Origin of the sequence: Variovorax sp. J22G73 (assembly GCF_030317035.1) — a bacterium.
In the GTDB taxonomy this organism is placed as follows: Bacteria; Pseudomonadota; Gammaproteobacteria; order Burkholderiales; family Burkholderiaceae_C; genus Variovorax.
This window is the reverse complement of sequence record NZ_JASZYK010000009.1, coordinates 239,553-252,602: the sequence shown is the minus strand read 5'-3', so window position 1 is coordinate 252,602 and position 13,050 is coordinate 239,553. Positions and strand designations below refer to the sequence as shown.

General features: G+C 70.6%; 7 protein-coding genes. All 7 read right to left on the bottom strand.

Translation table 11 applies throughout. The features are described from left to right. Positions 1-58: 58 nt before the first annotated feature. Entirely contained in the window at positions 59-2,446 is a 2,388-nt protein-coding gene (gene pbpC / locus QTI51_RS28200; protein WP_286516870.1) for a penicillin-binding protein 1C, read from the bottom strand. A gap of 233 nt (positions 2,447-2,679) precedes the next feature. Further along, on the bottom strand, positions 2,680-8,718 hold the full coding sequence (locus tag QTI51_RS28195) for an alpha-2-macroglobulin family protein (protein WP_286516869.1): 6,039 nt from the start codon (positions 8,716-8,718) through the stop codon (positions 2,680-2,682). Between the two features lie 136 nt (positions 8,719-8,854). Further along, the gene (locus tag QTI51_RS28190; RefSeq protein ID WP_116911678.1) at positions 8,855-9,331 is read right to left on the bottom strand and encodes a DUF2269 family protein; all 477 of its coding nucleotides are present in this window, start codon (positions 9,329-9,331) and stop codon (positions 8,855-8,857) included. After that, positions 9,328-9,705: a DoxX-like family protein gene (locus QTI51_RS28185; protein WP_116911679.1), complete on the bottom strand. Its 378-nt coding sequence runs from the start codon at positions 9,703-9,705 to the stop codon at positions 9,328-9,330. The genes QTI51_RS28190 and QTI51_RS28185 overlap by 4 nt, the downstream gene beginning before the upstream one ends. Next, the gene (locus tag QTI51_RS28180; RefSeq protein ID WP_286516868.1) at positions 9,702-10,190 is read right to left on the bottom strand and encodes an SRPBCC family protein; all 489 of its coding nucleotides are present in this window, start codon (positions 10,188-10,190) and stop codon (positions 9,702-9,704) included. Before QTI51_RS28180 ends, QTI51_RS28185 begins: the two co-directional genes overlap by 4 nt. A 7-nt stretch (positions 10,191-10,197) precedes the next feature. Next, positions 10,198-11,367 carry a saccharopine dehydrogenase family protein gene (locus QTI51_RS28175; protein ID WP_116911681.1) on the bottom strand — a complete coding sequence of 390 codons (1,170 nt, stop codon included), beginning with the start codon at positions 11,365-11,367 and terminating at the stop codon, positions 10,198-10,200. Then, positions 11,364-12,992, bottom strand: coding sequence for an FAD-dependent oxidoreductase (locus QTI51_RS28170; protein ID WP_116911682.1), 1,629 nt, complete (start codon positions 12,990-12,992; stop codon positions 11,364-11,366). The genes QTI51_RS28175 and QTI51_RS28170 overlap by 4 nt, the downstream gene beginning before the upstream one ends. Positions 12,993-13,050: the final 58 nt, after the last annotated feature.

The window sequence follows — 13,050 nt, the reverse complement described above, 5'->3', positions numbered from 1 at the left end:
CGCGTGACCATGCCGACCGGGCATGACGACGCCATGACATCCCTTGGGCCCCGGAAGGTCAGGGCGCGATGTCCACCGTGACCTCGCGCGACTCGGCGCGGCCCTGGTCGTCGACCGCGCGCAGCACATAGCGCCGGCCCGACTCCGACAGGCTCGGCATCCACGTGATGCCTTCGCCCGGCGCGGCGCGGCCGATGAGCGCGTCGTCGGCGAACCAGTACACGGCCTGCGTGCCGGCGGCGGCCTCGGCGCGCAGCACCAGCGGCTCGGGCTTGTTCACGCGCAGCGTGTGACGCACGCCGCGCAGCGGCGAGGTGATGAGCGGCGCGCCATCCGATGCTTCACCGTCCTTCTCGCAGCCGTCGGCCGGGGCGCTCGCGCGCGGCAGGCCGGCCTGGCGGAACAGGCGGCGCATGTCGCTGCCCCACTGCTCCACCACCTGCTGGCGCGCATTCGGCTGCGGGCCGCACACCACCTTGCCGGTGGTCTCGTCGACCCACACCGCGCGGTGCAGGTTGCTGACCTGGATCGGCGACTTGCCCGCGATGAACCACGTCGTCGCGCGCACGGGGCACAGGGCGTCGGGCAGGCCGCCGGTGGCGGCGCACACCTCGACCTGGCGCAGGTCCGGCGGCTGGCGCGACGCGACCTCGCCCGGGTCGAGCCGTTCCGCGCGCAGCGCATCGACCATGCGCAGGAACAGCGGCGCCGCCGCATCGACGCCCACCAGCGCGGGGTTGCTGCTGCCGTCGAAGTTGCCCACCCACACCACCAGCACGTGGCGGCCGAACACGCCCGCGGTCCACGCATCGCGAAAGCCCCACGACGTGCCCGTCTTCCACGCGATGGCGGGGCGCGCGGGCAGCGTGGTGTCGGGGCGCGGCGTGTGGCGCAGCATGTCGAGCGTGATGAACGAGGCCTCTTCGCTCAGCAGGCGCAGCGGCTGCGCGGGGCGCTCGCCGGGCGCGGGCCGGGTGTAGCGAAGCGGCTGCGAGATGCCGCCGTTGGCCAGCGTGGCGTACATGCCCGCGAGCTCCTCGGGCGTGACCTCGCCGCCGCCGAGCACCAGCGCCAGGCCGTAGTGCGATTCGCCCTGCAGCTTCTGCACGCCGGCCAGGCGCATGAAGTCGTACAGCCCCGGCTTCGAGAGCTTCGCGGCCACCGCCACCGCGGGAATGTTGCGGCTGCGAATCAGCGCCTCCTGCGCCGACAGCGGGCCGGCGTAGCGGTGGTCGAAGTTCTCCGGCGTGTAGGGGCCGAAGGAGGTGGGCGAGTCCTTCAGCATCGTGCGCGGGTGCAGCAGGCCCTGGTCGAGCGCCAGCGCATAGATGAAGGGCTTGAGCGTGGAGCCCGGCGAGCGCTTGGCCAGCACGCCGTTGACCTGGCCCGCGATGGCGTCGTTGCGGAAGTCGGCCGAGCCGATCATGGCGCGCACCTGCATGGTCGAGGCGTCGAGCAGCAGCGCGCTGGCGTTGCTCATGCCCACGTCGGCGTGCGTGCGCAGGTACTGCGCCATCACGCGTTCGAGCGTGGACTGCATGCGCAGGTCGATGGTGGTGCGCACCTCTTGCACGCCGCGCTCCTGCGCGAGCAGCATGTCGGTGGCGTGCGGCGCCAGGAAGGGCAGGCTGCCGCGCGACTGCGCCGACAGCGCGAGCTGCGCGTCGGGCGCGTGCTGCCTGGCGGTGGGGTCGCGCTCGGCCCACAGCGCCCACAGGCGTTCGCGCGCGGACTGCAGCTCGGTGTTGCGGCCGCGCTCGGCAATGCGCTTGATGGGGTTCTGCGGAATGACGGCCAGCGTCAGCGCCTCGGGCAGGCTGAGCTTGGCGGCGTCCTTGCGGAAGTAGATGAGGCTCGCGGCCTGCACGCCTTCGATGTTGCCGCCGTAGGGCGCGGTGTTGAGGTAGGCCTCGAGGATGTCGTGCTTGCTGAAGCGCGCCTCGAGCCACAGCGCGGCAAAAATCTGCGCGATCTTGCCGGTGGGCGTGCGGCTGTCGATGCCGTACACGCGACGCGCCAGTTGCATGGTGAGCGTGGAGCCGCCCTGGCGGCGCTCGCCGCTGGCAATGCGCCATGCGCTGCGCGCGAGCGCGGCGGGGTTGACGCCGGGGTGCGCGTGGAAGCGGCGGTCTTCGTACAGCAGCACGGCATCGACCAGCGTGGGGGAGATGCGCTCGAGCGGCACCCAGAGGCGGTACTGCTCGTCGCCCGCGAGCGTGAGGCGCATCAACTCGCCGCCCTGGGCGTAGACGGCGCGGGAGCTGCCGACGGTTTCGCTCAGGGCAGCGTGGGGCCAGAGGCGGAGCAGGGCGAGCAGCAGCGCGGCGATCGCGAAGACGATGAGCGCCTTGCGCGCCCGGGATTTACTCCCTTTCCCTCTCCCTCTCCCGCTCGCGGGAGAGGGCTGGGGTGAGGGCAGCGGCGATGGATCGGGCAGCGTGTTCATACGAAGGCCGCACCCTCACCCTAGCCCTCTCCCGCATGCGGGAGAGGGGACAAGAAAGAAGAGGCCGAGGGTCAGGTCACGACGCGCTGCCTTGCTCCCTCTCCCGCTTGCGGGAGAGGGCTGGGGTGAGGGCGACGGCGATGGATCGGGCAGCGTGTTCATACGAAGGCCGCACCCTCACCCTAGCCCTCTCCCGCATGCGGGAGAGGGGACGACGCGCGCCGTTGTCGCGGTCAATTCGCCACCACCTGGAAGCGCCCACCCGCCGAGCGCGAGAACACGCGGCGGTCGTACATCGCCTCGCCGTACGCCGCCGGCACCACGTAGTCGCCCACGTTGGTGGCGCGCGCCTTGTACGTCACCTCCAGCAGCTCCTTGCCGACGCCGCCGTAGAACACCACGCGGTCCTCGCGGATGTCGGCGTACTGCACCTGCCACGAGCCGCCGCCGCCCAGGCGCTTCTTCCAGATCGGCGCATCGGCATGGGTGTCGTCGTCGTCGCCCACGGCCTGCAGCACCGGCTCCAGGCCGCCGGGCAGCACGTCGACCAGCGCCACGTCGTTGACCTGCGCGCGCTCCAGGCTGCGCACGCGCACCCGCACCGTGACCTCGTCGCCCAGCTTCACCTTGGTGACCGGGTTGCCCTTGGCGTCGAGCACCTCGTGGAAGATCTCCATGCCCTGGTTCACCGGCGTGGCGGGCACGTTGCGCTCGAAGCCCTGCTCGGCCCAGCTGTAGTAGAGGTTGAAGTCGCTGTCATTCGACAGCTTCAGCTTCGCCGTGCCGGCGGGCACCGCGGCGCGCGTGATGGGGTTCACCGCACCCAGCGCCAGCGCCGCGGCCTGGCCCTGCGCATCGATGGCGCTCGCGGTGAGCTTGCCGTCGGCGTTCTGCCCCACGGCCTCGAAGTACGAGTCCACCGCCAGCAGCATCGAGGCCGACGACAGGCTGTTGTACCAACCGTCGCGCACCATCGCGGCCATGCCTTCCCACACGGCGGGCTTCAGCGTCTTCAGCCGCACCGGAAAGTGCCGGCCCACCAGGTGCAGCGTCATGCTGTCGTGCACCAGCGGGTCGTAGTACGCGCCCCACATGTTGTGGCGCTGCTTTTTCTCGGTGCGCGCGAGCAGGTCGTTCCACACCGGGTCGAGCAACTCGCCGGCCACCTGCTCCTGCTTCACGAGCTGGTAGCTCGCGGCGAGGTACACGGCGCCCAGGTCGTCGTTCCAGCCCTGCGTCTTCTTGCCGCGCCAGGCTTCGCGCAGGTTGGCCAGCGCGGCCGGCGCGATGATGCCCTGGCGCGTCAGCAGGTAGGCCGCCTGCGTGCGCTGGCGCCAGCCGTCGAGCGTGGTGTCGCCGCTGCCGAGCCAGCCCTGCAGGTAGGTGTTGGCCTTCTGCAGCAGGTCTTGCGGCACGGGCAGCTTGTGGTCCTTGGCCTCGACCAGCAGGTGCACCGCGTACAGCGTGGCGAAGGCGTCGGTGCCCGCGCCGGGCCACAGCGAGAAGCCGCCGTCGGCCGTCTGCCGCGCGCGCAGCTGCACCAGGTAGCGCTCGAAGGTCTTGCGCGCCTCGGGCATCGGGCCCTGCTCGGCCGTGCGGCCGCGCGCCATTTCCTTCACCAGCTCGGGCCGGCCCGACAGCAGCACCGCCGGAAAGGTCTGGCTCGTGATCTGCTCGGTGCAGCCGTGCGGGTAGGCCTCCAGGTACTGCATGAGCCCGGTCGCGAAGGCCCAGGGCGCGGCCGACACGGCCACGTCGCTCTGGCGGAAGTTCGGGTACAGGTCGGCCTTGCTGCTCAGCTCGCCGGCGCGCTGGAAGCTGCCCGCCTGCACCAGCGTGACGAAGGGCGACGCGGGCCGCACGCTGACCTCGGTCGACAGGCGCGCGCTGAAGGTCTTGTGCGTCGATGTGAACACCAGCGCCGAGGAACCCAGCACCGCCTGCGCGCCCGGCTTGGCGCGCACGTTGAACCTGGTGCTGGCCTCGCCGCGCTCGTTGACCTTCAGCGTCTGCGTGGCGTCGCCCACCACCTCGAGCCCGCCCGAGGCGGTGAGCGTCAGCGCGATGGGCGCTTCCTTGCCCGAGCCCGCGATGTTGTTCGCCAGCCCCACGCCCACCTCCACCGTGTCGCCCGGCGCCATGGCCAGCGGTGCGTTCGGCAGGATCACCATGTCGCCGCGCACCACGGTGCGCGTGCTCTTGGCGGCGGTGGTCTCGTCGTTGATGGCCACGGCCATCACGCGCAGGCTGCCGTTGAAGCTCTCGGGCACGGTGTAGCTGAACTCGCGGCTGCCGTTCACGTCCACCAGGCCCGACCAGTAGGCCACCGGCTTGTCGCGCTTGCGCTTGAACGGGTTCAGGTGCTTGCCGAGTTCGCCCTCGCCGTCGCCGCCGGGTGCCGCGCCCTGCATGAGCTTCTTGAACTCCGGCAGGATCAGGTCGAGCGTCTGCAGCGTGCCCACCTCGAGCGCGCGCTTCTGGAAGAAGTGCTTCAGCGGGTCGGGCGTCTTGTAGCGCGCCACCTGCAGGATGCCCTCGTCCACCGCGAACACCACGGCGCGCGTGGGCTTGTCGCTGGTGAGCTTCATCTTCACGGTCTGCCCCGGCTTCACCAGCTCGCTGCTCGTGAGCTGCAGGTTGGCGGTGCGCCTGGTCAACGCGGTGGCGAAGGGCACGATGCCGTACGACAGCGGGCTCATGTACACCTCGTCGGACGACGGGTCGCGCACGAAGTGCACGTTGATGTAGCCGGTGCCCTCGAAGTCCTTGGGCAAGACGATCTTCTGCACCGAGGCGGTCTTGTCGGTCTTGAACCATGCGTGCGCGTAGACCTTGTCGCGCTCGATGGTGATGAGGCCCGCGCCCACGTAAGGGGCACGGATGCTCACCGCGATCTCCTGGCCCGGCTCGTAGTCCTTGCGGTCGAGCGTGAGCTGCAGCTCGGCGTTGCGGTCGAGCGAGCGCGACACGTTGGCGTTGCCCGCCACGCTGTACTCCACGCGGTTGAGCTCCTGGCCCTGCGCGTTGCGCACCACGTACGCGAAGTTGCCGGGCGCGCCGGTGTCCAGCGCCACCGTGTTGCCGGCCGCGGCAATGGCGAAGGGCTTCTCGTCGAGCACCACTTCCTTCTTGCGCGACTCGTAGCGGTACAGCCCGTTGTCCTGCTTCACGAGCACCGACAGCACCTTGCGTTCCACGCGCTCGAGCTTCAGCTCGGCCACGGCCGTCTTCTTCGCCTGCGGGTCGATGGCGATCACGGTGGCGTTGCGCGCGGCGCCCTTGCTCACGTAGCTGGTGTCGCCGTCGGTCTTCACGCCCACCAGGTAGGGCATGTCGCTCACCAGTGTCTGCGCCTCGGCCGACACGCTGCGCCCGCCCTCGGGCTCGAAGGCCTTGGCCAGCACGTGCACCTGGTAGGTGGCGGCGTCGAAGCGCGACAGGCGCAGGTCGAACTCGGCCTTGCCCTCGGCGCTGGTCTGCACGCTGCCCAGGTCGTCGACCTGCTTGTCGGCGGCGCGCTGCGGGTCGAAGAAGGCGTAGTCGGTGAACGCGCGGAACACCGGGAAGCCCGGGCTCACCGTGAGCGTGCCTTCCACCTTGCGGTCGGGCGCGGGCGTTCCGAAGAGGTTCTGCACATCGACGAAGGCCTTCAGGTCCTTCGGCTTGACCCAGCCTTCGGCGGCCTCGCTGCTGAGCCTGGCGGTCACCTTGGTGCGGTCGGGCAGGAACTCCTGCACCTTCACGGTGGTGCTGCCGATGAGCAGCCCTTCCACCTCGGGCGTGCCGGGCGAGGACTCGCGCGGCAGGTAGAGGTTGACGGTGTAGTTGCCGGTGGGCGAGCTGTCTTGCGTGGTGTGCGCGATTTCCGCGGCGCCGCCGGGGCCGAGCTTGAGCTTTTCGCGGCGCACGCCGAGGCCGCGCGCATCGATGATCTCGGCTTCCAGCGGCAGGTCGCGCAGCGACGTGCCCCAGTTGCCGGCCTTGACCATCATCGCGATGTGCATGGTGTCGCCGGGGCGGTAGATGCCGCGGTCGCTGAACACGTAGGCCGTCATCTGGTTGGGCACGCCCGCCGCGCGCAGGCCGCCCACGTCGAAGCGCGAGATGTCCAGCGTGCGGTCGCTGCGGTTGAAGGGCAGGAAGCTCAGGTCGCCTTCCTTGCGCACCACCAGCACCACGGGCGTCTTCTCGCGCTGGTAGCCGGCCAGGTTGGGCAGCCTGGCGGCGCCGGTGGCGTCGGTGCTCTGCGACGCGACGATCATGCCGTTGCGGCCCCACACCTCCACCAGCGCACCGGCCACCGGCTGGCCGCTGGCAATGCTCTGCACGAACACGTCGCGCGTGCCGTCGAGCGACTTCTTGGCGACGATGCCCAGGTCGGTGACGAGCACCAGGCGCTGGTCGAGCTGCTGCTCGGGGTTGCCGGCTTCGCTGTTGCTGTCGCTGCCGTCTTCGCTCTCGGAAGACTCGGAAGACTGTTCTTCCTGCTGCGCGTCTTCGGCCTGGGCTTCGCCGTCGGCTTCGGGCTTCTTCTTCCTGGCGGCGGGGTCGTAGCCCTGCACCTTCAGCAGGAACACGCCGCGCCGGTCGGCCACGTCGTTGCGCAGGTACTCCGCGAAATCGACGGTCTCGTAGTGCGCCTTGCCGGCGGGAATGCTCAGCGGAATGTCCTTCTGGAAGCGGTCGACCAGGTTGTCCGACGTGAGGCCGCCGTAGAACTGCGGGTGCGAGAAGTCGCCGTTGGTCTGCGTGACCAGGTGCTGCAGCTGCTGCGGCAGCAGGCGGCCGATTTCGAGGCGAATGCCCGGCAGGTCGCGCACCAGGATCGGCAGCTTGCGCTCGCCCGAGAGCGCGAGCAGCGAGCCCTGGCTCATGATGCTGAGCTCGGGCGCGAAGGTCTTGAGCAGACGCACGTCCTGGCGCGCCGCCCCCAGCTGGTAGCCGCCGGGCGTCTTCAGGCCCTTGGCGATGCGCACCAGCAGGTAGCGTCCGCCCTCGGCCTGGGGCATGCGAAAGCTGACCAGGTCGGTCACTTCGCGCTCGCTGGCAATGGGCTGCAGGTTGATCTTCTTCGCGCGGCGCAGCACGGCGTCGGTCACCTTGGCGGGGTCGGCCGACCAGTCGAACTTTTCGTCGCTGTCGTCCTTGTTGCCCTTGGCTTCTTCGGTGGCGGGCAGCAGCCAGGCCTGCACCACGCGCGCCATTTCGCGCTCGTGCACGGGCATGGAGGCGGTGACGTGCATCACGTGTTCGGGCTCGCCGTTTTCGCCGGTGACGATGGTGGGGTCGATGCTGGCGATGCTCAGGCTGTAGAGGCCGGGAATGTCGACGGCGCGCGAAGCGTCGCCGCGCTGGGCGGGGCCGCCCTTCTGCGCGACGGTGCCGGCCGTGAGGCTCAGCACCACGGGGCGCGTTTTCTCGGGAACGGGCAGCGGCTCGGACTGCACGGTGGCGTTCAGGCGCAGCTTGTCGTAGCTGACGGTGAACTTCTCGCTCGCGCACTTGCCCACGCTGAAGAACGAGGTGCCGCACGCCTGGTCGTAGGTGAGCACCAGGCGCTTCTCGAACTCGGCGGTGTTCACGGGGTGCGAGAAGCGCACCTGGAAAAGGGCGCGCCGCACGTTGGCCTGCACCGGGTCTTGGTAGAACTCGGCGGCGGCGATCTGCGCGTTGAACTCGGGCGACGTGAACTCGTATTTGCGCTGCGCCAATTCGATGTGCGGCGCGAGCACATTGCCGGCCAGCTGCACCTTGTAGGGCTGGCCGACGGGCCAGTCCTGCGCGGGCAGGAACTCGAGGCGGTTCTGCTTGGCCCAGGTCCAGCGGCCGGCAATGGCGGGCTCGATGGCGACGCCGGTCGCTTCCTGGCCGATGCGCGCAATGGGCGCCACGGAGGCGGAGAAGTTGACGACGAAGGGGTTGGGGCCCTTGTCGAATTCGATCTGCGTGCGCTGCGGCGGCTCGGTCTTCGCGGTGGCGACCACGGGCTCGACGCGGTCAGGCGTCAGCCCGTGCCACCACTTCAGCACGTGGGGGCTGGCCATCCAGCCGGCGAGCACCAGCAACAGCAGCAACACGAGCCAGGCCAGGCGTTGCTGGAGCCACTGCAGCCCGAGCAGCACGAACGCACCCGCGATGCGCAGCCACCCCGGCGGTCGCCATGACCCGATGAGCCCGCGGGCCACCGGATGCAGAAAGCCGAGCACGCGGCCCAGTCCGGTAAAGAGCACGTCGCTGAGCGACGCTAGTTTTCTGTTGGCGACTTGAAGCATGAAAGCCTCCGCTGTTTTTGTTGGCGTTGGGGAGTGTGCTCAGGGCTTGTGAAGCGATGGCGCCGTGTGTGAAGTCTTCGTGAAAACCGCACGTGGTTCGGCTTGATCGCGCCCTGAACGCGGCGTCCGCCCCATTTCAAAACGACAGCTGCGGCTTGTTCACCATCAGATAGAACACGACGACCATCGCCACGAACGCCGGGTAGCCGAGCAACTCCCAATAGCGCTGGTAGCGCGCGTAGAGCGGCGGCAGCGGCGTGGCGTCACGGTGCGCCTGCGCCGCGAGGGCGGCCATGCGAACCTGGAGCCACACCACCGGCAGCCAGCAGATGCCCGCGAACACGAACAACAGCAACGACAACGCAAGCCACGGCGTGGACATCGGCCAGCCCGCCATGTGCGCCAGCGCGAAACCCGTGGCCGGTTGAAGGATGACGGTGGGCGTTGTGAACCACCAGTCGGCGCGCACCACCAGCCGGCTGACCACCGCCTGCGCCGGCACGCTGCCGCTGCGGTTGGTGAAGAACATGTAGAACGCCGACCCCAGCCCCGTGCCGACCATCAACACGCTGGAAACGATGTGCAGCCACTTCAAGACAAGGTAGGTGTTCATGGAGTCGCGCGGCGGTACAGGTGCCAGAGCAGGGCGGCGATGGGAATGTTCTTGAGCAACGGGCCCAGAGGGTGCAGCCACAGGCCGGGCTGCAGCACCGTTGCCACGGCGGTCATGCCGAGCATCAGGGCGAAGGCCGCGGCATAGCTTGCGCGGCCGGGCCAGCGCCACAGCGCGATGCCGACGGCCAGGTCCGCCGCCGCGCCGCCGACGATCAGGCCCTGCACCCACCATTCTGGTGAGGCGATGCCGGCGGCGGCCAGCACGTCGCGGCTCTGGCCGTGGAGCTCGACCAGGCTGGCCACGGCGGTGAACAACCACACCGCCACGAGACTGAAGCGCAGCGGGCGGGTGTCGTCACCGGGGTTCGTCATGCGGCGTCATGGCCTTGTTGCGTGCTCTGCGTGCGCTGCCACGCGACGACCTCCTGCGCGTGCGCGGCCAGGAACGCGCGCATGCGCATGAAGCGCCGCTGCGTCTGCCGCGCGAACACCCATGCGACCACCGGCTCCAGCAGCCCGCGCAGCGCCTTCGGGCCGGCCTCGATGGTGTAGACGTAGATCAGCACCGATTGGCCGGGCTGCGTGTCGCGGTGCCGCATCGACGCAGCCCAGCGGCTGAAGGGAAAGGACTGGCCGACCATCGACGCCGCCGCCACGTGCGGCCGGTCGAAGGTGACGAAGCGGGTGCGCATCGAGAGGCCGCGCAGCAAGCCGCCGCCGGTGTTCTCGGTCTCGGCGCCGACGAAGGGGCAGGGCGCGCCGCCCACCACGCGGGCGTTGCCGACCAGCGAGTCCCAGCGCGCGCGCCACACGTGATAGTGGAAGGCGTCGAACACCACGTCGGCCGGGGCCGGCATGTCGAACTCAAAACGCCGGTGCGCCATGGCCCCGTACATCGGATGCGGCTTCGTCGACGACGTCGGTCACCATGCCCCAGCGCGCGAACTCGGGCTCGAACTCTTGCAGCGTCACCAGGCCGGCGCAGGCATGCGCGCCATGGGGCAACGCGTCGCCGCGCGCGAGGCGGCGCGCCAGCAGGATGGCGGCCATGCAGGGAATCTCGGGGCCGTGGTTGTCGTCGGCCGCGATGTGCCAGGCGCGGCGCGCCGGCTTGCCCTGCGCATCCGTGCCCTCGACGCGTACGACCATGCCGCCGAGCGCGCTGCCCATGGCATCGAACACGCGGCCGGCCGAATGCAGCAGCGGCGCCAGCTTGTGCGGCGCGGGCAGCCAGCCCGCGCGGCGCAGGAAGGCCATGAACGCGAAGGCGTGCTGCGCCAGCCCGACTTCGAGCGCGGCGCGGAACATGACCGACTGCACGCCGGCATAGCGCGCGGGAAAAAGCTCCAGGTCGGGGATGTCGCACAGCGCGCCGCGGCGCGGCTTCATGCGCGCGAACTCGACCTTGGTGGGGTTCGCCCAGCCGGGCTGCTCGACCCACCGCCCGCCTTGCCACACGCGCACCGGCTCGCCGCAATAGGCGAGCACGCCGGCCAGCGTGGCCTCGCCGCGCGGCGCGCCCTGCGCGGGGGCGATGCAGATGTCGATGCTGCGAACCGCCTGCCAGCCCGCGGTGAGGTGGTCGACCACGGCCGACGACAACGCGGGCACGGTGCTCGCACCGCTCACGGCCGTGCGGCCCGCGGCGCGAAAGATGCCGTCGAGCGCCGCCGGAAAGTCGCAGACGAAGCGCCGGCCATCGGCCAGGTCGATGCAGTGCGCGCCCGCCTCGGCCACGGCCTGCGGCACGCGGTAGTCCTGGCCCTGGAACGGGCCGGCGGTGTGGATCACGAGCTCGGCGCCGAGTTCGCGCAGCATGTCGGCGAAGCCGGGCGCCTGCACGTCGACACGCACGCCGCGCGCATTGCGAGGGTTGCGAGGGTTGCGAGCGTTACCGCCCAGCGTCTCCGCGAAGGCCGCCGCGCGTTGCGCATCGCGGCCCGCCACCAGCAGTTCGATGTGCGGGTCCGCGGCCAGCGCGCGGCAGATGCGGGCACCGAAGTTGCCGTAGCCGCCGAGCACCAGCGTCTTCATGCGAGCGCTGCGCCCGCCACGTGCCCGCGCGTGAACGCCTCTTCGAAGATCGAGTAACCCGACCAGTCGGCGTGCGCGAACGACAGCCGGCCCGCGACCACGCTGCCGCGGTGCGCGTCGTCGGGCGCGCTGCGCTGCGGGCCGATCCGCGCGAGCAGGCCGGGGTGCGGAATGGACATGGCGTGGCCGTAGCGCGTGATGTCGATGCGCGTGGCCAGCGAAGGCAGGTCGGGGTGCGGCACCGACAGCTCGGCCAGCAGGTCGTCGCGCCAGCCGGTCCAGGGGCGCTCCAGCAGCAGCTTGCGGCCGTCTCCCGTGTCGTAGCCGCTGGCGCCCAGCGGGCGGTACCAGCTCAGCACGGTGCCGCGCGGCGTAGGGTCCAGCGCCTGGTGGCGGGCGTCGACATAGCCCAGGCCCTTGGTGCCGTAGATCACGTTGTCCCAGCTGGGCGCCGCGCCGTGGCGGTCGGACAGCGGCCCGCGCAGGTGGATGTTGGCGACCAGCCAGGGCGCGTAGCGCACATGGGCGGCGGCGTTCTTCAGCACCTCGGGCGGGTTCTCGACCACGCGCGCGGCGATGAACACGGGCAGCGCGACGATGCAGCGCTCGGCCTGCCAGCGCACCATCGACTGGCTGGTCGCGTCCCACGCGTCGACCTCGACGCCGCCGCGCACGTCGGCGATGCGCGTGACGACCTGGCCGGTGCGCAGCCGCTCGCCGAGCGGGCGGGCCAGCTGCTTGGTGAGCCAGCCGTTGCCTTCGGGCCAGGTGAGGATGCCGTCGCGCTCGGGGTTGGCGTCGTTGGCGCTGCCGGTCGGGTCGCCGGGCGCATGAAAGCCGTGCCGGCTCGCGAAGTAATGAATGCCGGCCCACGCCGACACCTGCGCGATGCCCGCGCCGTAGTCGTCGCGGCAGCAGTAGTCGAGGTACCAGCGCAGCTGCGCGTCGCTGAAGCCTTCGCTGTCGAGCCAGCTGGCGAAGCTGATGGCGTCGAGCGCCAGCAGCTCGGGCGTGAGCGCGACCTTGAGCGTGGGAATGGCGAAGTGCGCCGCGTGCTGCAGCGCGTCGATGCGCTGCGAGAACTTGCGGTACTGCGCCAGCGTGCTGTCGGTCACGCCGTGCACGGGCAGCAGGCCGTCCTGCCATTCGCCGTGGAAGAACAGGCGCTCCTGCGGGCTGTGGCAGAGCGTGACCTCGTCGTATTCCCAGCGGCCGGCCACGCGGCGGCGCAGGCCGAGTTCTTCGAGCAGGTCCTGCACCTCGCGCGCGTCGTCGCCGGGCACCGGCAGGTAGTGCGCGCCCAGCGGGCAGGCGATGCCGTTGACCATGCCGCCGCGCGCGTTGCCGCCGGCCGAGTCTTCGAGCTCGAGCAGCGCGAAGTCGTCGATGCCCGCCAGCCGCAGCGCGCGCGCGGCGGCGAGGCCGGCGACACCGCCGCCGGCGATGACGACGCGCGTGCGCTTCACGACGGCGGGCGCCTGGCGCTTGAGCGCGCCGTCGCGCATGGCGTGGCCGCGCGCGACGTCGATGCCGGTGAAGCCGCCCTCGATGGGCGCGGGCGGCGCCTCGCAGCCCGCGAGCGCCAAGGCGCCCGCTGCGGCTCCCAGGAAACCACGACGCCTCATGGCACCTGCTTTCGTCGAGGAACACCGCGGAACCGGCTTTGCCGGGCCGCAGGTGTTG